Source organism: Halomonas sp. SSL-5 (genome assembly GCF_030708455.1).
GTDB lineage: Bacteria > Pseudomonadota > Gammaproteobacteria > Pseudomonadales > Halomonadaceae > Halomonas.
The window spans coordinates 146,626-168,955 of the sequence record NZ_JAUYWF010000011.1 but is presented as its reverse complement, the minus strand read 5'-3'; the positions used below and the strand labels follow the sequence as shown (position 1 = coordinate 168,955).

Sequence of the window (22,330 nt, the reverse complement as noted above, 5' to 3'; positions counted from 1 at the left end):
CCGCGGGGGCGGCAGCATTGCCCCCGCCCATGACAACTCCGCAGCGGAGCCGACCCCATGAAAGATTTGGTGAAAGTCCTCAAATCGCAGTCTCAGTCCGACGAGTTCGACGCGATCAAGATTACCCTGGCGTCCCCGGACATGATCCGCTCCTGGTCATTCGGCGAGGTCAAGAAGCCCGAGACCATCAACTACCGGACGTTCAAGCCGGAGCGTGACGGCCTGTTCTGCGCCAAGATCTTCGGCCCGGTGAAGGATTACGAGTGCCTGTGCGGCAAGTACAAGCGCATGAAGCACCGTGGCATCATCTGCGAGAAGTGCGGCGTCGAGGTCACCAAGGCCGCCGTGCGCCGCGAGCGCATGGGCCACATCGAGCTGGCAAGCCCGGTCGCGCACATCTGGTTCCTGAAGTCGCTGCCGTCGCGCATCGGCATGTTCCTGGACATGACCCTGCGTGACATCGAGCGCGTGCTCTATTTCGAGAGCTTCGTGGTCATCGACCCGGGCATGACCACGCTGGAGCGCGGCCAGCTGCTCAACGACGAGCAGTACTTCGAGGCCCTCGAGGAGTTCGGTGACGACTTCGACGCCCGCATGGGCGCCGAGGCGGTCCAGGCGCTGCTCAAGGACATCGACATGCTCGAGGAGATCGAGCGCCTGCGCGAGGAGATCCCCCAGACCAACTCCGAGACCAAGATCAAGAAGCTCTCCAAGCGGCTCAAGCTGCTGGAGGCCTTCCAGGGTTCCGGCAACGATCCGGCGTGGATGGTCATGGAGGTGCTGCCGGTGCTGCCGCCGGACCTGCGTCCGCTGGTGCCGCTGGACGGTGGCCGCTTCGCCACCTCCGACCTCAACGACCTCTATCGTCGGGTGATCAACCGCAACAACCGCCTCAAGCGGCTGCTCGACCTCAATGCGCCGGATATCATCGTGCGCAACGAGAAGCGCATGCTGCAGGAGGCCGTGGATGCGCTGCTCGACAACGGTCGTCGCGGCCGGGCCATCACCGGCTCCAACAAGCGCCCGCTGAAGTCCCTGGCCGACATGATCAAGGGCAAGCAGGGTCGCTTCCGTCAGAACCTGCTGGGCAAGCGTGTCGACTACTCCGGCCGCTCGGTCATCACCGTGGGCCCGACCCTGCGCCTGCACCAGTGCGGCCTGCCCAAGAAGATGGCGCTCGAGCTGTTCAAGCCGTTCATCTACTCCAAGCTGCAGAGCCTCGGCCACGCCTCCACCATCAAGGCGGCGAAGAAGATGGTCGAGCGCGAGACGGCGGAGGTGTGGGACATCCTCGCCGACGTCATCCGCGAGCATCCGGTGCTGCTCAACCGCGCCCCGACCCTGCACCGCCTCGGCATCCAGGCCTTCGAGCCGCTGCTGATCGAGGGCAAGGCGATCCAGCTGCACCCGCTGGTGTGTGCCGCCTACAACGCCGACTTCGACGGTGACCAGATGGCGGTCCACGTGCCGCTGACCCTGGAAGCCCAGCTCGAGGCGCGGACGCTGATGATGGCGACCAACAACGTGCTGTCGCCGGCCAACGGCGAGCCGATCATCGTGCCCTCCCAGGACGTGGTGCTGGGTCTGTATTACATGACCCGCGAGAAGATCAACGCCAAGGGCGAGGGCATGGTGTTCTCCGACCTCAACGAGGCCGAGCGCGCCTTCAGCACCCAGAACGTGGCGCTGCATGCCCGCATCAAGGTTCGCCTGGATGAGGTGCTGATCGACGAGGAGAGCGGCGAGAAGACCCACCAGCGCGTGCTGCGCGACACCACCGTGGGGCGTGCGCTGCTGTTCCGCATCCTGCCGGAAGGGGTGCCCTTCGAGCTGGTCGACCAGCCGATGAAGAAGAAGGCGATCTCGGGCCTGCTCAACGAGGTCTATCGCCGCGCCGGCCTCAAGCCGACGGTGATCTTCGCCGACCAGCTGATGTACACCGGCTTCCGCCTGGCTACCTGGTCCGGTGCCTCCATCGGCGTCAACGACTTCGTCATCCCGGATGCCAAGGCGGAGATCGTCGAGGCCGCCGAGGAGGAGGTGAAGGAGATCGAGGACCAGTTCTCCTCGGGCCTCGTCACCGCCGGCGAGAAGTACAACAAGGTGATCGACATCTGGTCCAAGGCCAACGACAAGGTGGCCAAGGCGATGATGGTGGGGATCTCGAAGGAGACCGTGATCGACCGCGAAGGCAAGGAGGTCGAGCAGGACTCCTTCAACAGCGTGTTCATCATGGCCGACTCCGGTGCCCGGGGTAGCGCGGCCCAGATCCGTCAGCTGGCGGGCATGCGTGGCCTGATGGCTAAGCCGGATGGTTCGATCATCGAGACCCCGATCGTCGCCAACTTCCGTGAGGGCCTGAACGTACTCCAGTACTTCATCTCCACCCACGGCGCGCGTAAGGGCCTGGCGGATACGGCACTCAAGACCGCCAACTCCGGTTACCTGACCCGCCGCCTGGTCGACGTGGCCCAGGACATGGTGATCACCGAGACCGACTGCGGCACCGATCGCGGCCTGACCCTGCACCCGGTGATCGAGGGTGGCGATATCATCGTCTCCCTGGCCCAGCGCGTGCTGGGTCGCGTGGTGGCCCAGGACGTCATCGATCCGGCCAGCGACGAGGTGCTGATTCCGCGTGGCACCCTGCTCGACGAGAAGTGGTGTGCCGAGCTCGACACCATGGGCGTCGACGAGATCGTGGTGCGTTCGACCATCTCGTGCCAGACCTCCCACGGCGTCTGTTCGGCCTGCTACGGCCGCGACCTGGCGCGCGGCCACGAGGTCAACATCGGCGAGTCGGTCGGTGTCATCGCCGCCCAGTCGATCGGCGAGCCGGGCACCCAGCTGACCATGCGTACCTTCCACATCGGTGGGGCGGCATCGCGGGCCTCCGCGGTGGACAGCGTCCAGGTCAAGCACGGCGGCAAGGTACGCCTGCACAACATCAAGTACGTCGAGCGCGGCGACGGCAAGCTGGTGGTGGTCTCCCGCTCCAGCGCCCTGGCCGTCGCCGACGACCATGGCCGGGAGCGCGAGTACTACAAGCTGCCCTATGGCGCCGAGCTGTCGGTGCGTGATGGCGACAGCGTCGAGGCCGGACAGGCGGTGGCCAAGTGGGATCCGCACACCCACCCCATCGTCGCCGAGGCCGAGGGTACCGTGCAGTACGCCGACATGGACGAGGGCGTCACCATCCACCGCAGCGTGGACGAGATGACCGGTCTCTCCTCCATCGAGGTGATCGAGGCGGCGGCGCGTCCCATGGCCGGTCGCGACAAGCGTCCGATGATCATGCTCAACGACGAGGCGGGCCAGCCGGTCACCGTCACCGGCTCCGACACCCCGGTGCAGTACCCGCTGCCCGGCAAGTCGATCGTCACCGCCGACAACGGCGCGAAGATCGGCGTCGGTGAGGTGGTTGCGCGGATCCCGGTGGAGGCGTCCGGCAACAAGGACATCACCGGTGGTCTGCCGCGGGTCGCCGACCTGTTCGAGGCGCGCAAGCCCAAGGAGCCCTCGATCCTCGCCGAGATCAGCGGCGTGATCAGCTTCGGCAAGGAGACCAAGGGCAAGCGTCGCCTGACCATCACCCCGGAAGACGGCGATCCCTTCGAGGCGCTGATCCCGAAGTGGCGCCAGATCGCGGTCTTCGAGGGCGAGTCGGTCGAGAAGGGCGAGGTGATCTCCGACGGTCCCAGCAACCCCCACGATATCCTGCGCCTGCTGGGCGTGGAGGAGCTGGCCAAGTACATCACCGCCGAGATCCAGGAGGTCTACCGCCTCCAGGGCGTCGGCATCAACGACAAGCACATCGAGGTGATCGTGCGTCAGATGCTGCGCAAGGTGGAGATCACCGATGCCGGCGACTCTGACTTCATCCCGGGTGACCAGGCCGAGCTGGTCCGCGTCCTGGAGCAGAATGCACGCCTCGAGAAGGCCGACAAGTTCCCGGCCAAGTACCAGCGTGTGCTGCTCGGCATCACCAAGGCCAGCCTCGCCACCGAGTCGTTCATCTCCGCGGCCTCCTTCCAGGAGACCACGCGGGTGCTGACCGAAGCGGCGGTCACCGGCAAGCGCGACTACCTGCGCGGCCTGAAGGAGAACGTGGTGGTGGGTCGTCTGATCCCGGCCGGTACCGGCCTCACCCACCACGCCGAGCGTCGCCGCCGTCGCGATGGCGTCGAGGAGCCGGCGGCACCGTCGGCCCATGACGTCGAGCAGGAACTGGGCGCCCAGCTTACCGCGCTGGATTCGGACGACGAAGAGATCTGACGCCGGCCGACCCGGGCCCGGCCGCCATGGCGGCCGGGCTTGACGGTCGGGGGTGTCAGCCAGTAGAATGCGCAGCCTTTAACAGTGGGGCGGGTGCGCCCGCACCCGCTGATGAGGCAACGCAGTACAGGAAAGCGAGCGGCTACTCGTTTCCGCCAAGGCAACCCATTGGAGCAATAGATGGCAACGATCAATCAGCTGGTGCGCAAGCCGCGCAAGCGCCCCGTCACCAAGAGTGACGTGCCCGCGCTGCAGGCCTGCCCGCAGAAGCGCGGCGTCTGCACCCGCGTCTACACGACCACCCCGAAGAAGCCGAACTCCGCACTGCGTAAGGTGTGCCGTGTTCGTCTGACCAACGGTTTCGAGGTCTCCTCGTACATCGGCGGTGAGGGTCACAACCTCCAGGAGCACTCCGTGGTGCTGATCCGCGGCGGGCGCGTCAAGGACCTTCCCGGTGTGCGTTATCACACCGTGCGCGGCGCCCTGGATACCTCCGGCGTGCAGAACCGCAAGCAGGGCCGTTCCAAGTACGGTGCCAAGCGTCCCAAGGCCTGATCGGCCCGGTTCGCGATTTCATCACCAATTGATACCGGTCTGATAAGAGTAAGGTCGGGCGTCGCGGGTTCGAGATGAGCGTGCGGGAGTCCCGGGTTTACCTGAAGGACCCTTCAACAGAGGGCTTATCATGCCTAGAAGAAGAGTTGCGGCCAAGCGCGAGATCCTGCCGGATCCCAAGTTCGGAAGCGAGCGCCTGGCGAAGTTCATGAACCACCTGATGATCGGCGGCAAAAAGTCCGTAGCTGAGCGTATCGTCTATGGTGCGCTGGACAGGGTTGCCGAGCGCAGTAACGAAGAGCCGCTGGAGATCTTCGACAAGGCGCTGGAAAGCATCCAGCCCATGGTCGAGGTGAAGTCACGCCGCGTTGGCGGTGCGACCTATCAGGTGCCGGTCGAGGTGCGTCCGTCGCGCCGCCAGGCGCTGGCCATGCGCTGGCTGGCAGACGCGGCGCGTCGCCGTGGTGAGAAGACCATGGTGCTGCGCCTCGCCGGCGAGATGCTCGATGCCGCCGAGGGCAAGGGTTCTGCGGTCAAGAAGCGTGAAGACGTGCACCGTATGGCAGAAGCCAACAAGGCCTTCTCTCACTACCGGTTCTGATCAGCGCGCATCTCAACGCATCGCCAACCAACGGGGAGTTCCACCGTGGCTCGCAAAACTCCGCTAAAACGCTATCGCAACATCGGGATCGTCGCCCACGTCGATGCCGGCAAGACCACCACGACCGAGCGCGTGCTGTTCTACACCGGTATCAACCACAAGCTGGGCGAGACTCACGAAGGTGCCTCCACCACCGACTGGATGGAGCAGGAGCAGGAGCGTGGTATCACCATCACCTCCGCTGCCGTCACCACCTTCTGGAAGGGCATGAACCACCAGTTCGATGAGCATCGCGTCAACATCATCGATACTCCCGGACACGTCGACTTCACCATCGAGGTGGAGCGCTCGCTGCGCGTGCTCGACGGTGCCGTGGTGGTGCTGTGTGGCTCCTCCGGCGTGCAGCCCCAGACCGAGACCGTCTGGCGCCAGGCCAACAAGTACGAAGTGCCGCGCATGGTGTTCGTCAACAAGATGGACCGCACCGGCGCCGACTTCTTCATGGTGGTCGACCAGCTCAAGGATCGTCTGGGCGCCAACGCCGTGCCGATCCAGATCAACTGGGGCACCGAGGAAGACTTCAAGGGTGTCATCGACCTGCTCGAGATGAAGGCCATCCTGTGGAACGAGTCCGACCTCGGTGCCACCTATGACCTGGTCGATATCCCCGCCGAGCTCCAGGAGACCGCGGACAAGTACCGCGAGGAGATGGTCGAGGCCGCCGCCGAAGCCTCCGAAGAGCTGATGGACAAGTACCTGGAGGGCGGCGAGCTCACCAAGGAAGAGATCAAGGCTGGCCTGCGTCGTCGTACCCTCGACAACGAGATCGTGCTGGTCACCTGTGGCTCCGCGTTCAAGAACAAGGGCGTGCAGGCCGTGCTGGACGCCGTGGTCGAGTACCTGCCGTCACCCACCGAGGTCAAGGCCATCGAGGGTGAGCTGGACGACAAGGACGGCACCGTCGAGACCCGCGAGGCGGACGACAGCGCGCCCTTCGCCGCCCTGGCGTTCAAGATCGCCACCGACCCCTTCGTCGGCACCCTGACCTTCATTCGCGTCTACTCCGGCGTGCTCAACTCCGGCGACAGCGTCTACAACTCCGTCAAGCAGAAGAAGGAGCGCGTGGGCCGTATCGTCCAGATGCACGCCAACTCCCGCGAGGAGATCAAGGAAGTGCGCGCCGGCGACATCGCCGCCTGTATCGGCCTCAAGGACGTCACCACCGGTGATACCCTGTGCGACCTGAACGAGAAGATCGTTCTCGAGCGCATGGAGTTCCCGGATCCGGTCATCTCCGTGGCCGTCGAGCCGAAGTCCAAGGCCGACCAGGAGAAGATGGGTGTGGCGCTGGGCAAGCTGGCCCAGGAAGACCCCTCCTTCCAGGTGCGTACCGACGAGGAGACCGGTCAGACCATCATCTCCGGCATGGGCGAGCTTCACCTCGACATCCTCGTCGACCGCATGCGTCGCGAGTTCAAGGTCGAGGCCAACATCGGCAAGCCGCAGGTGGCCTACCGCGAGACCATTCGCGGCAAGGTGGAGCAGGAAGGCAAGTTCGTCCGTCAGTCCGGTGGTCGCGGCCAGTATGGCCATGTGCATCTGCGCATCGAGCCGCTCACTGCGGAAGACAAGGGCGAAGATGAAGACATGCACTTCAAATTCGTCTCGGAGATCGTCGGCGGCGTGGTTCCCAAGGAATACGTGCCGGCCGTCGAGAAAGGGGCCTACGAGCAGCTGCAGAACGGTGTCATCGCGGGCTACCCGATGATCGACGTCAAGGTTACGCTGTACGATGGTTCCTACCACGACGTGGACTCCAACGAGACCGCGTTCAAGGTCGCCTCTTCCATGGCCGTCAAGGAAGGCGCCAAGAAGGCCAAGGCGGTGCTGCTCGAGCCGGTGATGAAGGTCGAGGTCGTGACCCCCGAGGACTTCATGGGTGATGTCATGGGCGACCTGAACCGCCGTCGTGGCCTGGTATCTGGCATGGATGACTCGTCCATGGGCAAGATCATCCGCGCCAGGGTTCCGTTGGCTGAGATGTTCGGTTACGCGACCGATCTGCGTTCTCAGACCCAGGGACGCGCAAGCTACGTCATGGAGTTTGCGGATTACGAAGAGGCGCCGTCCAGCGTCGTTGAAGCCGTCATCAACCAAAACGGTTAACCGTTAGCTAACGTAAAGAGGTTATAGCAGTGGCTAAGGAAAAATTTGAGCGTTCCAAACCGCACGTCAACGTCGGCACCATCGGTCACGTCGACCACGGCAAGACCACGCTGACAGCGGCCCTGACCCGCGTCTCCGCCGAGGTGTTCGGTGGTGACTGGAGCGAGTTCGACGCCATCGACAACGCCCCGGAAGAGCGTGAGCGTGGTATCACCATCGCCACCTCCCACGTCGAGTACCAGTCCGAGGCGCGTCACTACGCCCACGTCGACTGCCCGGGACACGCCGACTACGTCAAGAACATGATCACCGGTGCCGCCCAGATGGACGGCGCGATCCTGGTCGTGTCCGCCGCCGACGGCCCCATGCCGCAGACTCGCGAGCACATCCTGCTGTCGCGTCAGGTCGGCGTTCCGTACATCGTCGTGTTCCTGAACAAGGCCGACATGGTCGACGACGAAGAGCTGCTCGAGCTGGTCGAGATGGAAGTTCGTGAGCTCCTCGACGAGTACGACTTCCCGGGTGACGACACCCCGATCATCACCGGTTCCGCCCTGATGGCCCTGGAAGGCAAGGACGACAACGGCATGGGTACCACCGCCGTTGCCAACCTGATCAAGGCCCTGGACGACTACATCCCGGAGCCGGAGCGTGCCATCGATCAGCCGTTCCTGATGCCGATCGAGGACGTGTTCTCCATCTCCGGTCGTGGCACCGTGGTGACCGGTCGCGTCGAGCGCGGCATCGTCAAGGCTGGCGAGGAAGTCGAGATCGTCGGTATCAAGGACACCGTCAAGACCGTCGTGACCGGCGTCGAGATGTTCCGCAAGCTGCTCGACGAAGGTCGTGCCGGTGAGAACGTCGGCGCCCTGCTGCGCGGCACCAAGCGTGACGACGTCGAGCGTGGTCAGGTCCTGGCCAAGCCGGGCACCATCACCCCGCACACCAAGTTCGAGGCCGAGGTGTACGTGCTGTCCAAGGACGAGGGTGGTCGTCACACTCCGTTCTTCAAGGGCTATCGTCCGCAGTTCTACTTCCGTACCACCGACATCACCGGTACCTGTGAGCTGCCGGAAGGCGTCGAGATGGTCATGCCGGGCGACAACGTCAAGATGGTTGTCACCCTGATCGCTCCGATCGCCATGGATGACGGCCTGCGCTTCGCCATCCGTGAAGGCGGCCGTACCGTCGGCGCCGGCGTCGTGGCCAAGATCGTCGAGTAAGCGTTTCGCTGCTTGAACGATCGAAGGGGGCTCCGTGAGGAGCCCCCTTCTGCGCACCGGTAACGAGTGTTTGACTCTCGTCGCCGGCGTGCCTATAATGCGCATCCTTTGAATGCGTGGGTTGACGGCTCGCGCCGTCAGAATCCATTGGAGTTAGGGCAAATGCAGAACCAGAAGATTCGCATTAGGTTGAAGGCCTTCGACCATCGCCTGATCGACCAGTCCGCCGCGGAGATCGTTGATACCGCCAAGCGTACCGGCGCCCAGGTTCGTGGTCCGATTCCTCTGCCGACCAACCGCGAGCGCTACACCGTGCTGATCTCGCCGCACGTCAACAAGGACGCGCGCGACCAGTACGAGATTCGCACGCACAAGCGCGTGCTCGATATCGTCGAGCCGACGGAGAAGACCGTCGATGCCCTGATGAAGCTCGATCTCGCCGCCGGCGTGGACGTGCAGATCAAGCTCGACTGATTTAGCCACACTAGACACCGCGGCCCAGCGCTCGGCATCACGTTCGAGCAGCAGCCGCCGCGCCGTGAGGCGCCACACAACGTGCTAGTGGAATGCTCTGGAAAGGGCAGCCATAGCGGGTGACAGCCCCGTACACTATAGGAGACTGAGAATGACTATCGGTTTAGTCGGCAAGAAGGCCGGGATGACCCGTGTCTTCACCGAAGACGGCGCATCCGTGCCCGTGACCGTGATCGAGGTTGAGCCTAACCGCGTCACCAGCGTCAAGACCGTCGAGAGCGACGGCTACGCAGCGGTTCAGGTCACAACTGGCTCCCGCAAGGCCAAGCACCTGTCGAAGGCCCAGGCTGGGCAGTTCGCCAAGGCAGGTATCGAGGCCGGTCGTTCGCTGATGGAGTTCCGCCTGTCAGAAGGTGATGAGGCTCCGGCAGTGGGCGGCGAACTCACCGTATCCCTCTTCGAAGCTGGTCAGATGATCGACGTGACCGGCAGCTCCAAGGGCAAGGGCTTCCAGGGCGCCGTCAAGCGCTGGAACTTCCGCACCCAGGACAATAGCCACGGTAACTCCCTGTCGCACCGCGCGCCGGGTTCCATCGGCATGTGCCAGACCCCTGGACGAGTGTTCAAGGGCAAGAAGATGGCTGGCCAGATGGGCAACGTGCGTTGCACCGTCCAGAGTCTCGAAGTCGTGCGCGTCGATGCCGAACGTAATCTGCTGCTGGTCAAGGGCGCCGTGCCCGGTGCCACCGGCAGTGACGTCATCGTGCGCAGCGCCGTGAAAGCTGGCTGAAGGGGAACTTACCGATGAATCTGAATCTTGCTGCCGGCGCCGGCACCGTCGATGTGTCCGACGCCACCTTTGGCAAAGAATTCAATGAAGCGCTCGTGCACCAGGTCGTCACCGCCTATCTGGCCGGTGGTCGTCAGGGTACCCGCGCTCAGAAGAACCGTTCCGACGTGCGTGGCGGCGGTAAGAAGCCGTGGCGTCAGAAGGGCACCGGTCGCGCTCGCGCCGGTACCATCCGCTCTCCGCTGTGGCGCAGCGGCGGCGTGACCTTCGCGGCTCGTCCCCAGGACTACACCCAGAAGGTCAACCGGAAGATGTACCGTGCGGCGATGCGCTCGATCCTCTCCGAGCTGGTGCGTCAGGATCGTCTGGTGGCCGTCGAGGAGATCACCGTCGACGAGCCGCGGACCAAGCTACTGGTCGCCAAGCTCAACGAGCTGGGCCTGGAGAAGGTGCTGATCGTCACCGAGGAAGTCGACGAGAAGCTCTACCTGGCCGCCCGCAACATCCCCAACGTGGATGTGGTCGATGTGGCCGCCGCCGATCCGGTGAGCCTGGTCGCCTTCGACAAGGTGCTGGCCACCGTCTCCGCCCTGCGTAAATTCGAGGAGAAGCTGGCATGAACCAGGAGCGTGTATTCAAGGTGCTGCTCGGTCCGCACGTGACCGAAAAGGCCGCCATGGCTGCCGAACGCAACCAGTACGTGTTCAAGGTGGCCGGCGACGCGACCAAGCCCGAGATCAAGAAGGCCGTCGAGGCCCTGTTCGGCAAGAAGGTCGACCGCGTTCAGGCGCTGAACGTCAAGGGCAAGACCAAGCGCACCGCGCATGGTCTGGGTCACCGCAAGGGGTATCGCAAGGCCTACGTTACGCTGGCCGCCGGCGAGACCCTTGAAGACTTCTCTGGCGCCGAATAAGGGCAGGAGTACGGACAATGGCAATCGTCAAGACCAAACCCACATCCGCCGGTCGTCGCCACCTTGTAAAGGTCGTGAACGACGAGCTCTACAAGGGCGCGCCCCATGCGCCCCTGCTCGAGAAGCAGTCGCGCAGCGGCGGACGTAACAACAACGGTCGTATCACCACCCGTCACGTGGGCGGTGGACACCGTCAGCACTACCGGATCATCGACTTCAAGCGCACCAAGGATGGCGTTCCGGCCATCGTCGAGCGTCTGGAGTACGATCCGAACCGCAGCGCCAACATCGCGCTGCTCAAGTACCTGGACGGCGAGCGTCGCTACATCATCGCCCCCAAGGGCGTGAGCGCCGGCGACCGTCTTGAGTCCGGCGTCAACGCGGCGATCAAGAAGGGCAATGCGCTTCCGCTGCGTAACATTCCGCTGGGTTCCACCGTGCACTGCATCGAGCTCAAGCCCGGCAAGGGCGCCCAGATCGCTCGCAGCGCCGGCACCAGCGCCCAGCTGGTCGCTCGTGAAGGCAACTACGCTACCCTGCGCCTGCGCTCCGGCGAGATGCGCAAGGTGCTCAGCGAGTGCCGCGCGACCCTGGGGGAAGTGGGCAATTCAGAGCACAGCCTGCGTCAGCTTGGCAAGGCCGGTGCGAAGCGCTGGAAAGGTGTGCGTCCGACCGTTCGCGGCGTGGCCATGAACCCGGTGGATCACCCGCACGGTGGCGGTGAAGGCCGCACCAGCGGTGGTCGTCACCCGGTGTCTCCGTGGGGTGTTCCCACCAAGGGCCACAAGACCCGCAAGAACAAGCGCACCGACAAGCTGATCGTTCGTCGCCGCAAGGCCAAGTAACACACTTTAAGAGGTAACGGCTGTGCCACGTTCACTGAAGAAAGGTCCCTTTATTGACCTTCATCTGTTGAAGAAGGTTGAGGCTGCAGTGGAAAAGAGCGACCGCAAGCCGATCAAGACCTGGTCGCGTCGCTCCATGATCCTGCCCAACATGGTCGGGCTCACCATTGCTGTCCATAACGGTCGCCAGCACGTCCCGGTGCATGTCTCCGAGGAAATGGTTGGCCACAAGCTGGGCGAATTCGCTGCTACCCGCCTTTATCGCGGTCATGCGGCGGACAAGAAAGCCAAACGGTAAGCCAGAGAGGATTGAGAGATGGAAGTCACAGCTAAGCTGCGTGGCGCTCGTTTATCCGCCCAGAAGGCCCGTTTGGTGGCTGACCAGGTGCGCGGTAAACCGGTCGCCGAGGCACTGGACCTGCTGACCTTCTCACCGAAGAAGGCTGCCAAGCTGGTCAAGAAGGTGCTGCAGTCCGCCATCGCGAATGCGGAAGAAAATAACGGCATGGATATCGACGAGCTGCGTGTCTCGACCATCTGCGTCGATGAGGGCATGACGCTCAAGCGTATCAAGCCGCGTGCCAAGGGCCGCGCGGATCGTATCTTGAAGCGCACCTGCCACATCACCGTCAAGGTAGCCGAGAAGTAGGAGTCGACCAGATGGGTCAGAAAGTCAATCCAACAGGCATCCGCCTGGGTATCGTCAAGGACCATACCTCGGTGTGGTATGCCGAGCGCGGCGCCTATGCCGACAAGCTCAACAGCGACCTCGAGGTTCGCCGCTTCCTGGAGGAGCGTCTCAAGAACGCCTCCGTGAGCCGCATTACCATCGAGCGTCCGGCCAACAACGCCCGTATTACCATTCACACTGCCCGTCCGGGCATCGTGATCGGCAAGAAGGGTGAGGACGTTGACCGGCTGCGTCGCGACGTCACCGCGATGATGGGCGTGCCCGTGCACGTCAACATCGAGGAAGTTCGCAAGCCCGAGCTGGACGCCATGCTCGTGGCCCAGAACATCGCTGGCCAGCTCGAGCGCCGCGTGATGTTCCGTCGTGCCATGAAGCGTTCCGTCCAGAACGCCATGCGCCTGGGCGCCGGCGGCATCAAGGTGATGCTCTCCGGTCGTCTCGGCGGCGCGGAAATCGCCCGCACCGAGTGGTATCGGGAAGGTCGTGTTCCGCTGCATACGCTGCGTGCGGACATCGACTACGCCACCTACGAGGCCAAGACCACCTACGGCATCATCGGTGTCAAGGTGTGGGTCTTCAAGGGTGAAATCCTCGGGGGCATCGAGGAGGTACGCGCCAAGGCTAAACAGCCGCAGGCCGCGCCCTCCAAGAAGAAAGGTTCCAGGTAAGGGGAGAGCGAGTCGATGTTACAACCCAAGCGTATGAAGTTCCGCAAGATGCAGAAGGGCCGCAATCGTGGCCTGGCGCATCGCGGAAGCAAGGTCAGCTTCGGCGAATATGGCCTCAAGGCCACCGGCCGTGGCCGCATCACCGCCCGTCAGATCGAGGCCGGTCGTCGTGCGATCACCCGCCACGTGAAGCGTGGCGGCAAGATCTGGATCCGGGTCTTCCCGGACAAGCCGATCTCCAAGAAGCCCCTCGAAGTCCGTATGGGTAAGGGTAAGGGCTCCGTCGAGTACTGGGTCGCACAGATCCAGCCCGGCCGGATCCTTTACGAGATCGAAGGCGTGTCCGAGGAGCTCGCCCGCGAGGCCTTCGGCCTGGCGGCGCAGAAGTTCCCGGTCTCCACCACCTTTGTGAAACGGACGGTGATGTGATGAAAGCCCAGGAAATCCGTGAAAAGTCAGTCGACGAGCTGAATGATCAGCTCCTCGAACTCCTCCGCGAGCAGTTCAACCTGCGCATGCAGAAGGCCACCGGCCAGCTCAGCCAGACGCACTTGCTCAAGCAGGTTCGTCGGGACATCGCCCGGGTGAAGACTGTGCTCAACGAGAAGGCAGGTGACTGAGATGGCCGAAGAGAAGAAAACCCGTACGCTCACCGGCAAGGTGGTGAGCGACAAGATGGACAAGTCCATCGTTGTGATGATCGAGCGCCGTGTGCGTCATCCGATCTACGGCAAGTACGTAAAGCGCTCCACCAAGCTGCACGCCCATGACGAGGCTAACCAGGCGAAGGCCGGTGATACGGTCTCCATCCAGGAGTGCCGTCCGCTGTCCAAGACCAAGTCCTGGACGCTGGTCGAGGTGGTCGAGCAGGCCAAGGGCTAAGTCCCAACACCTGCTGTCAGATTAGGTTTGGAGAAAACCGATGATTCAGACTCAGACAATGCTGGATGTCGCCGACAACAGCGGGGCGCGCCGGGTGCAATGCATCAAGGTGCTGGGCGGTTCACACCGTCGCTACGCCCACGTTGGTGACATCATCAAGGTCACGGTGAAGGAAGCCATCCCGCGGGGCAAGGTCAAGAAAGGCCAGGTCCTCAAGGCGGTGGTGGTACGCACCCGCAGCGGTGTCCGTCGTTCCGACGGCTCGCTGATCCGCTTCGACGGAAATGCGGCGGTTCTGTTGAACAACACCAACGACCAGCCGATCGGCACCCGTATCTTCGGGCCAGTGACCCGTGAGCTTCGTAACGAGAAGTTCATGAAGATCATTTCCTTGGCGCCTGAAGTGCTGTAAGGAGCGAGGCGGATATGCAAAAGATCAAACGTGACGATGAAGTAATCGTCATCGCCGGCAAGGACAAGGGCAAGCGTGGCACCATCAAGCGGGTTCTCGAAAACCGCTTCGTGGTGTCCGGTGTGAACATGATCAAGCGTCACACCAAGCCCAATCCCATGGCGGGTAATCAAGGCGGTATCGTCGAGCGCGAGGCTCCGATTCACGCGTCCAACGTGGCCATCTTCAACCAGGAGACCGGAAAGGCGGATCGCGTCGGCTTCCAGGTTCAGGAAGACGGTACCAAGGTACGTATCTACAAGTCGACGCAGACGCAGATCGACGCCTAACGCGAGTCGGGTAGCAAAATGGCGAACTTGAAAGAACGTTATCAGAACGAGGTGGTGGCTCAACTCAAAGAGCAGTTCAGCTACGCCAACGTGATGCAGGTGCCACGGATCACCAAGGTGACTCTGAATATGGGCATCGGCGAAGCGACCAGCGACAAGAAGCTGATCGACAATGCCATCGGTGACCTGGAGAAGCTCTCCGGTCAGAAGCCGATGGTGACCAAGGCACGCAAGTCCATCGCGGGCTTCAAGGTGCGTGAAGGCTGGCCGATCGGGATCAAGGTCACACTGCGCAGTGCGCGCATGTGGGACTTCCTCGATCGCCTGGTGAATATCGCGATCCCCCGCGTTCGTGACTTCCGTGGTCTCAACCCGAAGTCCTTCGACGGTCGTGGCAACTACTCGATGGGGGTGCGTGAGCAGATCATCTTTCCGGAGCTCGAGTATGATAAGATCGACCGGATTCGTGGTCTGGATGTCACCATCACCACCACCGCCAACACCGATGATGAAGGTCGTGCGCTGCTGAGCGCGCTGAACTTCCCGTTCAAGAAATAAGGGGTGGGATCATGGCAAAGAAAAGCATGGTAGAGCGTGAGCTCAAGCGCACCAAGCTGGTGGAGAAGTATGCCGCCAAGCGCAGCCAGCTCAAGGCGATCATCCAGGACGTGAATGCTTCCGACGAAGAGCGCTTCGAGGCAACGCTTAAGCTGCAGCAGCTGCCGCGTGACTCCAGCCCGGTGCGTCAGCGTAACCGCTGCCGCATCACTGGCCGTCCGCACGGCTTCTACAACAAGTTCGGCCTCGGCCGCAACAAGCTGCGTGAAGCCGCCATGCGTGGCGATGTCCCCGGACTCAAGAAGTCCAGCTGGTAAGCCACGCAAGAATCAGGAGCGCAACGTAAATGAGCATGCAAGACACTCTGGCGGATATGTTCACCCGTATCCGCAATGCGCAGATGGCCACCAAGGAGACGGTCACCATGCCGTCCTCCCGCCTCAAGGTCGAGGTGGCCCGCGTATTGAAGGAAGAGGGTTACATCAACGACTTCGTGGTGTCCGAAAGCGCCAAGCCCGAGCTGACCGTGACCCTCAAGTACTTCGAGGGCAAGCCGGTCATCGAGCACATTCAGCGAGTTTCCAAGCCGTCTCTGCGCCAGTACAAGGGCAAGGACGACTTGCCGAAGGTCGCCGATGGCCTGGGTATCGCTATCGTCACCACCTCCAACGGGGTGATGACCGATCGCGCGGCTCGCAAGGCCGGTGTCGGTGGCGAAGTCATCTGCACCGTATTCTAGGAGTTTGGAATGTCCCGCGTAGCCAAATATCCAGTTAAAGTGCCCGCTGGCGTCGAGATCAAGCTCGACGGTGACCAGCTGACCGCCAAGGGCGGCCAGGGCACACTGTCACTGACCATCCACCGCGATGTGGTGGTGGGTCAGGAAGAGGGTCAGCTGACCTTCGCCCCCAGCGAGTCTGCCAAGAGCTGGGCCATGGCCGGTACTACCCGCGCCCTGGTTCAGAACCTGGTGACCGGCGTGAGCGAAGGCTTCACCCGTTCCCTCGAAATCATCGGCGTCGGTTATCGTGCCCAGGCCAAGGGCCAGACGCTCAATCTGTCACTGGGCTTCTCGCACCCGGTCGAGTACTCACTGCCTGAAGGTGTCACGGCGGAAACGCCCAAGAACACCCAGATCGTGCTGAAGAGCGCGGACAAGCAGGCACTCGGTCAGGTCGCCGCGGAAATCCGCGCCTTCCGTCCGCCCGAGCCCTACAAGGGCAAGGGTGTCAGGTACGCCGACGAGCAGGTGCGTCGCAAAGAAGCCAAGAAGAAGTAAGGCAGGGTTATGAACGCGAAGAAAGAATCTCGTCTCCGTCGTGCCCGCCGCGCTCGCGCCAAGATCCGCGAGCTGGGCGTGTATCGCCTGTGCGTCAACCGTACCCCGCGTCACATCTACGCGCAGATCATCTCGCCGGATGGTGGCAAGGTCCTGGCCAGCGCTTCCACGCTGGACAAGGCACTGCGTGAGGGTGCGACTGGCAACGCCGACGCCGCCGCCAAGGTTGGCGCGCTGATTGCCGAGCGCGCCAAGGAAGCGGGCATCACCCAGGTAGCCTTCGATCGCGCCGGTTTCAAGTACCACGGCCGCGTCAAGGCCCTGGCCGACGCCGCTCGTGAAGGCGGCCTGGAATTCTAAAGGGTTTTACGATGGCGAAGAACGAACAGCAAAGCGGCGACCTCCAGGAGAAACTGGTACAGGTCAACCGTGTTGCCAAGGTGGTCAAGGGTGGCCGTATCTTCGGTTTCACCGCCCTGACCGTCGTGGGTGACGGCAAGGGTCGTGTTGGCTTCGGCCGCGGCAAGGCGCGTGAAGTGCCGGTCGCGATCCAGAAGGCGATGGACCAGGCGCGTCGCAACATGGTCAAGGTGCACCTCTCCGGCGGCACCCTGCAGTACCCGGTCAAGGCCCGTCACGGAGCCTCCAAGGTGTACATGCAGCCCGCCTCCGAGGGTACCGGCATCATCGCCGGCGGCGCCATGCGCTCCGTGCTGGAGCTGGCTGGTGTCCATGACGTACTGGCCAAGTGCTACGGTTCCACCAACCCGGTGAACGTGGTGCGGGCTACCGTCAGGGGCCTGACCGCCATGCAGTCGCCGGAAGACATCGCCGCCAAGCGCGGTATGCCTGTCGAAGCGATCACGGGGTGAGCACCATGGCAGCAGCAACGATCAAGGTTACCCAGACCCGCAGCACCATCGGCGTGTTGGGCAAGCACAAGGCCACCATTCAGGGCCTCGGCCTGCGCCGCATCGGTCATACGGTTGAACTGGAAGATACCCCCGCCGTGCGCGGCATGATCCACAAGGTAAACTACCTTGTGCGCGTTGAGGGAGAGTAATCCATGAAACTCAATAGCCTGAGCCCGGCACCGGGCTCCAAGCACGCCGAGAAGCGCGTCGGTCGTGGCATCGGCTCCGGTCTGGGCAAGACCGGTGGCCGCGGCCACAAGGGCCAGAAGTCGCGCAGCGGCGGCAGCGTCAAGCCCGGCTTCGAGGGCGGCCAGATGCCGCTGCAGCGGCGTCTGCCGAAGTTCGGCTTCACCTCCGCGAAGTCGCTGGTCTCCGAGGAAGTGCGCCTGGCCGAACTGGCCAAGGTTGCCGGTGACGAGGTCACCCTCGAGACCCTCAAGCAGGCCAACGTGCTGAAGGACGCCACGCTGCATGCGAAGGTGATCCTCTCCGGCGATCTGAACAAGGCGGTTACCGTCCGCGGCCTCAAGGTCACCCAGGGTGCCCGTGCCGCGATCGAAGCCGCCGGTGGCAAGGTAGAGGACTAAATGGCGAAGTCAGGAAAAATGCCGGCGATGGGCAGCGGTCTGGGTGAACTGTGGGCGCGTCTGCGCTTCGTGCTCCTCGCCATCGTGGTGTACCGTATCGGTGCCCACATCCCCGTGCCCGGTATGAATCCTGACCAGCTCGCTGCCTTGTTCAGGGAGCAGCAGGGCACCATCCTCGGCATGTTCAACATGTTCTCGGGTGGCGCCCTGGAGCGCATGAGCATCTTCGCCCTGGGCATCATGCCCTACATCTCGGCGTCGATCATCATGCAGCTGCTGACCGCCGTCTCGCCCCATCTCGAGCAGCTCAAGAAGGAAGGTGAGGCCGGGCGTCGCAAGATCAGCCAGTACACCCGCTACGGCACCGTGGCCCTGGCGCTGGTCCAGGCCACCGGCATGTCGGTGGGCCTGGCCAGCCAGGGCATCGCCTATACCGCCGACTTCAGCTTCTTTTTCACCGCCATCGTCACCTTCGTGGGTGGTGCGGTGTTCCTGATGTGGCTGGGTGAGCAGATCACCGAGAAGGGGATCGGCAACGGCATCTCGCTGCTGATCTTCGCCGGTATCGTGGCGGGGCTGCCCGGCGCCGTCGGCCAGGCCTTCGAGCTGGCCCGCAACGAAGGGGCGTGGAACGTCCTGCCGCTGCTGGCCCTCACTGCCCTGGGCGTGGCCACCGTGGCCTTCGTGGTGTTCATCGAGCGCGGTCAGCGCCGCATCACCGTGAACTATCCGCGTCGTCAGGTCGGCAACAAGATGTACGCCGGCCAGAGCAGTTACCTGCCGCTGAAGGTGAACATGGCGGGTGTGATTCCGCCGATCTTCGCCTCCAGTATCCTGCTGTTCCCGGCGTCGCTGGGGCAGTGGGTGGGTGCCGGTGACGGTCTCGACTGGCTGCAGCGTGCGTCCCAGGCCCTCGGCCCGGGGCAGCCGTTGTACATCTTGCTTTTTGCCGCGGCGGTGGTATTCTTCTGCTTCTTTTACACAGCGCTGGTCTTCAATCCCAAGGATGTGGCCGACAACCTCAAGAAGTCGGGCGCCTTCCTGCCGGGGATTCGTCCTGGTGAGCAGACCGCTCGCTACGTCGACAAGGTCATGACCCGTCTGACCCTGTTTGGCGCCTTGTACATCACTGCGGTTTCCCTGATGCCCCAGTTCCTGATTGTGGCCTGGAACGTGCCGTTCTTCTTCGGCGGTACCTCGCTGCTGATCGTGGTGGTGGTTATCATGGACTTCATGGGTCAGGTGCAGTCGCACCTCATGTCGCATCAGTACGAGTCGGTGATGAAGAAGTCCAACCTGAAAGGCTACGGCGGCGGCGGCATCATGCGCTGAGGCGCCGCCCGTCGAACTGGCGCGTTGCGGCCCGCAAGGGTCGCCTCGCTAGCCGACTTTGGAGATGGAACGATGAAAGTTCGAGCTTCCGTGAAGAAAATGTGCCGCAACTGCAAGATCATCCGTCGCAATGGCGCCGTCCGCGTCATCTGCACGGAGCCGCGGCACAAGCAGCGCCAGGGCTGAACCCCTGGCACTGCGCTGAACCGGGTGCCGGCATGCCCCTTGCCCTCTGCAGGGTAAAGGGGTATGCTGTTGCGCCTTTTGTAGTAGACACAACGAGCAAGCCGCTCACATATTCGGAGTAAGCTGATGGCCCGTATTGCAGGCGTCAATATCCCGGACAACAAGCATGCGGCGATCTCGCTGACCTATATCTTCGGGATTGGCCGCACTCGGGCACAGGATATCTGTGCCGCGTCCGGCATCGCGCCGACTACCAAGATCCAGGAACTGTCATCTGAAGAGATCGACACCCTGCGTTCAGAAGTCGGCAAGTATACCGTTGAAGGTGACCTTCGTCGTGATGTGACGCTGAATATCAAGCGTCTCATGGACCTGGGTTGCTACCGTGGTCTGCGTCATCGTCGTGGTCTTCCGCTGCGTGGTCAGCGTACCAAGACCAATGCGCGTACCCGTAAGGGCCCGCGCAAGCCGATCCGCAAATAACACGCACGTTCTGGCGTAAAGACAGGAAGAATCATCAACATGGCTAACCCGCGTAGCAATCGCAAGAAGGTTAAAAAGCAGGTGGTGGATGCCGTTGCGCATATCCACGCCTCTTTTAACAACACGATCATTACGATCACAGACCGCCAGGGCAATGCTCTCTCCTGGGCAACTGCCGGTGGTTCGGGTTTTCGTGGTTCTCGCAAGAGCACCCCGTTCGCTGCTCAAGTAGCAAGCGAGCGTGCAGCGACCGCTGCAGCCGAGTATGGTGTGAAAAACGTCGACGTGCTGGTCAAGGGCCCCGGTCCTGGCCGTGAATCCGCCGTGCGCGCGCTCAACGCCGCCGGCTTCCGCGTGCAGAGCATCATTGACGCGACGCCCATTCCCCACAATGGCTGCCGTCCGCCGAAGAAACGCCGCGTTTAAGGAGACAGATTCATGGCTCGTTACATTGGACCGAAGTGCAAACTGTCTCGTCGTGAGGGGACCGATCTCTTCCTGAAGAGCGGTGTCACTCCCTTCGAGAAGAAGTGCAAATCCGAGCAGATCCCGGGTGTGCACGGCCAGCGCCGTCAGCGTATTTCCGAATACGGCTTGCAGCTTCGCGAGAAGCAGAAAGTACGCCGCATGTATGGCGTACTCGAGAAGCAGTTCCGCAACTACTACAAGGAAGCGGCCCGTCTCAAGGGCGCGACCGGCGAGGTGTTGCTGCAGCTTCTCGAATCCCGACTGGACAACGTCGTCTATCGCATGGGCTACGGCTCGACCCGCTCCGAGGCTCGGCAGCTGGTCAGTCACAAGGCCATCGCCGTGAATGGCAAGAGCGTCAACGTGGCGTCCTACCAGGTCAAGCCCGGTGATGTCGTCTCCGTTCGCGAGAAGGCGAAGAATCAGGCGCGCATCCAGAACGCCCTGGCCCTGGCCGCCAACCGCGGCGACGTGGCCTGGATCGAGATCGATGCCAAGAAGATGGAAGGCACCTTCAAGGCGCTGCCCGAGCGCGGCGACCTGTCTGCCGACATCAACGAGGCCCTGATCGTCGAGCTGTACTCCAAGTAAACGGTGCCAAGCGCCGTGCCTGCTCCCGCTGGCGGGAGCAGGCCAAGAGTACCCAGTATCCGTTTGGCAGCCTGAAAGGTGTTCATATGCAGCGTTCAGTGACAGAGTTTCTTCGCCCGCGCGACATCAAGGTCGAAGAGATCAGTGCACACCACGCGAAGATCGTGCTCGAGCCGTTCGAGCGTGGCTTCGGCCATACGCTGGGCAATGCCCTGCGTCGCATCCTGCTCTCGTCCATGCCCGGCTGTGCCGTGGTAGAGGCCGAGATCAGCGGCGTCGAGCATGAGTACAGCGCGATCGAGGGCGTCCAGGAAGATGTCATCGAGATCCTCCTGAACCTCAAGGATGTGGCGATCAAGATGCATAGCCGCGACGAGGCGGTGCTCTCGCTGAACAAGCAGGGCCCGACCGTCGTGACTGCGGGCGATATCGCTCTCGACCATGATGTCGAGATCGTCAACCCCGAGCATGTCATCTGCCACGTCAACGAGGGTGCCGAGCTGAAGATGCAGCTCAAGGTCGCTCGCGGCCGCGGCTATGAGCCGGCGGATGCGCGTGTCGGTGCCGACGACGAATCTCGTGCCATCGGCCGCCTGCAGCTGGATGCGACCTTCAGCCCCGTGCGTCGCGTTTCCTACAGCGTCGAGGCCGCGCGTGTCGAACAGCGCACCGATCTCGACAAGCTGATCATCGATCTGGAAACCGACGGCACCCTGGATCCCGAAGAGGCGATCCGTCGCAGCGCGACCATCCTGCAGGATCAGCTGGCCGCGTTCGTCGATCTGGAAGCCGACAAGGAACAGGAAGTGGAGGAGGAGGAGGATCATATCGATCCCATCCTGCTGCGCCCCGTAGACGATCTCGAGTTGACCGTTCGCAGCGCCAACTGCCTGAAGGCCGAGAATATCTACTACATCGGCGATCTGATCCAGCGCACCGAGGTGGAGCTGCTCAAGACGCCGAACCTCGGCAAGAAGTCCCTGAACGAGATCAAGGACGTTCTGGCAGCACGCGGTCTTTCCCTGGGCATGCGGCTGGAAAACTGGCCGCCGGCAAGCCTGAAGGACGACAAGGCCTCCGCGTGAGCGCCGACTCGAGTCCCAGTTTG

The 22,330-nt window shown here is 62.8% G+C and carries 32 protein-coding genes; all 32 read left to right on the top strand.

The features are described 5' to 3' along the window. The first annotated feature begins 57 nt into the window (after positions 1-57). The 32 genes from rpoC to RAN53_RS14005 all read left to right on the top strand — a co-directional run bounded on the left by rpoC (position 58) and on the right by RAN53_RS14005 (position 22,307). On the top strand, positions 58-4,275 hold the full coding sequence (rpoC, locus tag RAN53_RS14160; protein WP_305797445.1) for a DNA-directed RNA polymerase subunit beta': 4,218 nt from the start codon (positions 58-60) through the stop codon (positions 4,273-4,275). Between the two features lie 180 nt (positions 4,276-4,455). Then, positions 4,456-4,830 carry a 30S ribosomal protein S12 gene (rpsL, locus tag RAN53_RS14155; protein WP_305797444.1) on the top strand — a complete coding sequence of 125 codons (375 nt, stop codon included), beginning with the start codon at positions 4,456-4,458 and terminating at the stop codon, positions 4,828-4,830. 130 nt (positions 4,831-4,960) lie between these two features. After that, positions 4,961-5,431, top strand: a complete 471-nt coding sequence (gene rpsG, locus RAN53_RS14150; protein WP_161430174.1) for a 30S ribosomal protein S7 — start codon at positions 4,961-4,963, stop codon at positions 5,429-5,431. Positions 5,432-5,476: 45 nt separating this feature from the next. Continuing rightward, a complete protein-coding gene (gene fusA / locus RAN53_RS14145) occupies positions 5,477-7,597 on the top strand; it encodes an elongation factor G (protein ID WP_305797443.1) in 2,121 nt (706 codons plus the stop codon). A gap of 29 nt (positions 7,598-7,626) precedes the next feature. Next, positions 7,627-8,820, top strand: coding sequence for an elongation factor Tu (gene tuf, locus RAN53_RS14140; RefSeq protein WP_305797442.1), 1,194 nt, complete (start codon positions 7,627-7,629; stop codon positions 8,818-8,820). Between the two features lie 162 nt (positions 8,821-8,982). Further along, complete coding sequence (gene rpsJ, locus RAN53_RS14135) at positions 8,983-9,294, top strand: 30S ribosomal protein S10 (RefSeq protein ID WP_010626466.1); 312 nt, start codon at positions 8,983-8,985, stop codon at positions 9,292-9,294. 151 nt (positions 9,295-9,445) lie between these two features. Next, the gene (gene rplC, locus RAN53_RS14130) at positions 9,446-10,084 is read left to right on the top strand and encodes a 50S ribosomal protein L3 (protein WP_305797441.1); all 639 of its coding nucleotides are present in this window, start codon (positions 9,446-9,448) and stop codon (positions 10,082-10,084) included. 14 nt (positions 10,085-10,098) lie between these two features. Next, the gene (rplD, locus tag RAN53_RS14125) at positions 10,099-10,704 is read left to right on the top strand and encodes a 50S ribosomal protein L4 (protein WP_305797440.1); all 606 of its coding nucleotides are present in this window, start codon (positions 10,099-10,101) and stop codon (positions 10,702-10,704) included. Beyond that, entirely contained in the window at positions 10,701-10,997 is a 297-nt protein-coding gene (gene rplW, locus RAN53_RS14120; RefSeq protein ID WP_305797439.1) for a 50S ribosomal protein L23, read from the top strand. The genes rplD and rplW overlap by 4 nt, the downstream gene beginning before the upstream one ends. A gap of 17 nt (positions 10,998-11,014) precedes the next feature. Further along, positions 11,015-11,842 carry a 50S ribosomal protein L2 gene (gene rplB, locus RAN53_RS14115; protein WP_305797438.1) on the top strand — a complete coding sequence of 276 codons (828 nt, stop codon included), beginning with the start codon at positions 11,015-11,017 and terminating at the stop codon, positions 11,840-11,842. Positions 11,843-11,864: 22 nt separating this feature from the next. Continuing rightward, the gene (gene rpsS, locus RAN53_RS14110; RefSeq protein ID WP_084286553.1) at positions 11,865-12,140 is read left to right on the top strand and encodes a 30S ribosomal protein S19; all 276 of its coding nucleotides are present in this window, start codon (positions 11,865-11,867) and stop codon (positions 12,138-12,140) included. 18 nt (positions 12,141-12,158) lie between these two features. Further along, on the top strand, positions 12,159-12,491 hold the full coding sequence (gene rplV / locus RAN53_RS14105) for a 50S ribosomal protein L22 (protein ID WP_010626471.1): 333 nt from the start codon (positions 12,159-12,161) through the stop codon (positions 12,489-12,491). An 11-nt stretch (positions 12,492-12,502) separates the two neighbouring features. Further along, a complete protein-coding gene (rpsC, locus tag RAN53_RS14100; protein WP_305797437.1) occupies positions 12,503-13,201 on the top strand; it encodes a 30S ribosomal protein S3 in 699 nt (232 codons plus the stop codon). A gap of 15 nt (positions 13,202-13,216) precedes the next feature. After that, the gene (gene rplP / locus RAN53_RS14095; protein WP_023007545.1) at positions 13,217-13,630 is read left to right on the top strand and encodes a 50S ribosomal protein L16; all 414 of its coding nucleotides are present in this window, start codon (positions 13,217-13,219) and stop codon (positions 13,628-13,630) included. Continuing rightward, positions 13,630-13,821 carry a 50S ribosomal protein L29 gene (rpmC, locus tag RAN53_RS14090; RefSeq protein WP_023007544.1) on the top strand — a complete coding sequence of 64 codons (192 nt, stop codon included), beginning with the start codon at positions 13,630-13,632 and terminating at the stop codon, positions 13,819-13,821. Before rplP ends, rpmC begins: the two co-directional genes overlap by 1 nt. Position 13,822: 1 nt before the next feature. Beyond that, positions 13,823-14,083 (top strand): 30S ribosomal protein S17, encoded by a 261-nt coding sequence (gene rpsQ, locus RAN53_RS14085; protein ID WP_023007543.1) that lies wholly within the window; start codon positions 13,823-13,825, stop codon positions 14,081-14,083. 40 nt (positions 14,084-14,123) lie between these two features. Further along, on the top strand, positions 14,124-14,495 hold the full coding sequence (rplN, locus tag RAN53_RS14080) for a 50S ribosomal protein L14 (RefSeq protein ID WP_027962358.1): 372 nt from the start codon (positions 14,124-14,126) through the stop codon (positions 14,493-14,495). A 14-nt stretch (positions 14,496-14,509) separates the two neighbouring features. Continuing rightward, positions 14,510-14,824, top strand: a complete 315-nt coding sequence (gene rplX / locus RAN53_RS14075; protein WP_305797436.1) for a 50S ribosomal protein L24 — start codon at positions 14,510-14,512, stop codon at positions 14,822-14,824. 18 nt (positions 14,825-14,842) lie between these two features. Beyond that, entirely contained in the window at positions 14,843-15,382 is a 540-nt protein-coding gene (gene rplE, locus RAN53_RS14070) for a 50S ribosomal protein L5 (RefSeq protein WP_305797435.1), read from the top strand. Between the two features lie 11 nt (positions 15,383-15,393). Further along, positions 15,394-15,699 carry a 30S ribosomal protein S14 gene (gene rpsN, locus RAN53_RS14065; RefSeq protein ID WP_161430184.1) on the top strand — a complete coding sequence of 102 codons (306 nt, stop codon included), beginning with the start codon at positions 15,394-15,396 and terminating at the stop codon, positions 15,697-15,699. 29 nt (positions 15,700-15,728) lie between these two features. Next, positions 15,729-16,121 carry a 30S ribosomal protein S8 gene (gene rpsH / locus RAN53_RS14060; protein WP_305797434.1) on the top strand — a complete coding sequence of 131 codons (393 nt, stop codon included), beginning with the start codon at positions 15,729-15,731 and terminating at the stop codon, positions 16,119-16,121. A gap of 9 nt (positions 16,122-16,130) precedes the next feature. Further along, complete coding sequence (gene rplF, locus RAN53_RS14055) at positions 16,131-16,661, top strand: 50S ribosomal protein L6 (protein WP_305797433.1); 531 nt, start codon at positions 16,131-16,133, stop codon at positions 16,659-16,661. Between the two features lie 9 nt (positions 16,662-16,670). Then, positions 16,671-17,021 (top strand): 50S ribosomal protein L18, encoded by a 351-nt coding sequence (gene rplR, locus RAN53_RS14050; protein ID WP_023007536.1) that lies wholly within the window; start codon positions 16,671-16,673, stop codon positions 17,019-17,021. 11 nt (positions 17,022-17,032) lie between these two features. Beyond that, on the top strand, positions 17,033-17,533 hold the full coding sequence (gene rpsE, locus RAN53_RS14045) for a 30S ribosomal protein S5 (protein ID WP_213311999.1): 501 nt from the start codon (positions 17,033-17,035) through the stop codon (positions 17,531-17,533). A gap of 5 nt (positions 17,534-17,538) precedes the next feature. Then, entirely contained in the window at positions 17,539-17,724 is a 186-nt protein-coding gene (gene rpmD / locus RAN53_RS14040) for a 50S ribosomal protein L30 (RefSeq protein WP_305797432.1), read from the top strand. Between the two features lie 3 nt (positions 17,725-17,727). After that, the gene (gene rplO, locus RAN53_RS14035; protein ID WP_161430189.1) at positions 17,728-18,162 is read left to right on the top strand and encodes a 50S ribosomal protein L15; all 435 of its coding nucleotides are present in this window, start codon (positions 17,728-17,730) and stop codon (positions 18,160-18,162) included. Beyond that, complete coding sequence (gene secY / locus RAN53_RS14030; RefSeq protein ID WP_305797431.1) at positions 18,163-19,494, top strand: preprotein translocase subunit SecY; 1,332 nt, start codon at positions 18,163-18,165, stop codon at positions 19,492-19,494. Between the two features lie 72 nt (positions 19,495-19,566). Next, a complete protein-coding gene (gene rpmJ / locus RAN53_RS14025; RefSeq protein WP_031384759.1) occupies positions 19,567-19,680 on the top strand; it encodes a 50S ribosomal protein L36 in 114 nt (37 codons plus the stop codon). Between the two features lie 126 nt (positions 19,681-19,806). Next, on the top strand, positions 19,807-20,163 hold the full coding sequence (gene rpsM / locus RAN53_RS14020; RefSeq protein ID WP_161430190.1) for a 30S ribosomal protein S13: 357 nt from the start codon (positions 19,807-19,809) through the stop codon (positions 20,161-20,163). A gap of 39 nt (positions 20,164-20,202) precedes the next feature. Further along, the gene (rpsK, locus tag RAN53_RS14015) at positions 20,203-20,589 is read left to right on the top strand and encodes a 30S ribosomal protein S11 (RefSeq protein WP_132044117.1); all 387 of its coding nucleotides are present in this window, start codon (positions 20,203-20,205) and stop codon (positions 20,587-20,589) included. A 12-nt stretch (positions 20,590-20,601) separates the two neighbouring features. Continuing rightward, on the top strand, positions 20,602-21,222 hold the full coding sequence (rpsD, locus tag RAN53_RS14010; RefSeq protein WP_305797430.1) for a 30S ribosomal protein S4: 621 nt from the start codon (positions 20,602-20,604) through the stop codon (positions 21,220-21,222). Between the two features lie 86 nt (positions 21,223-21,308). Further along, positions 21,309-22,307 (top strand): DNA-directed RNA polymerase subunit alpha, encoded by a 999-nt coding sequence (locus RAN53_RS14005; RefSeq protein WP_305797429.1) that lies wholly within the window; start codon positions 21,309-21,311, stop codon positions 22,305-22,307. The last annotated feature ends 23 nt before the right edge of the window (positions 22,308-22,330 follow it).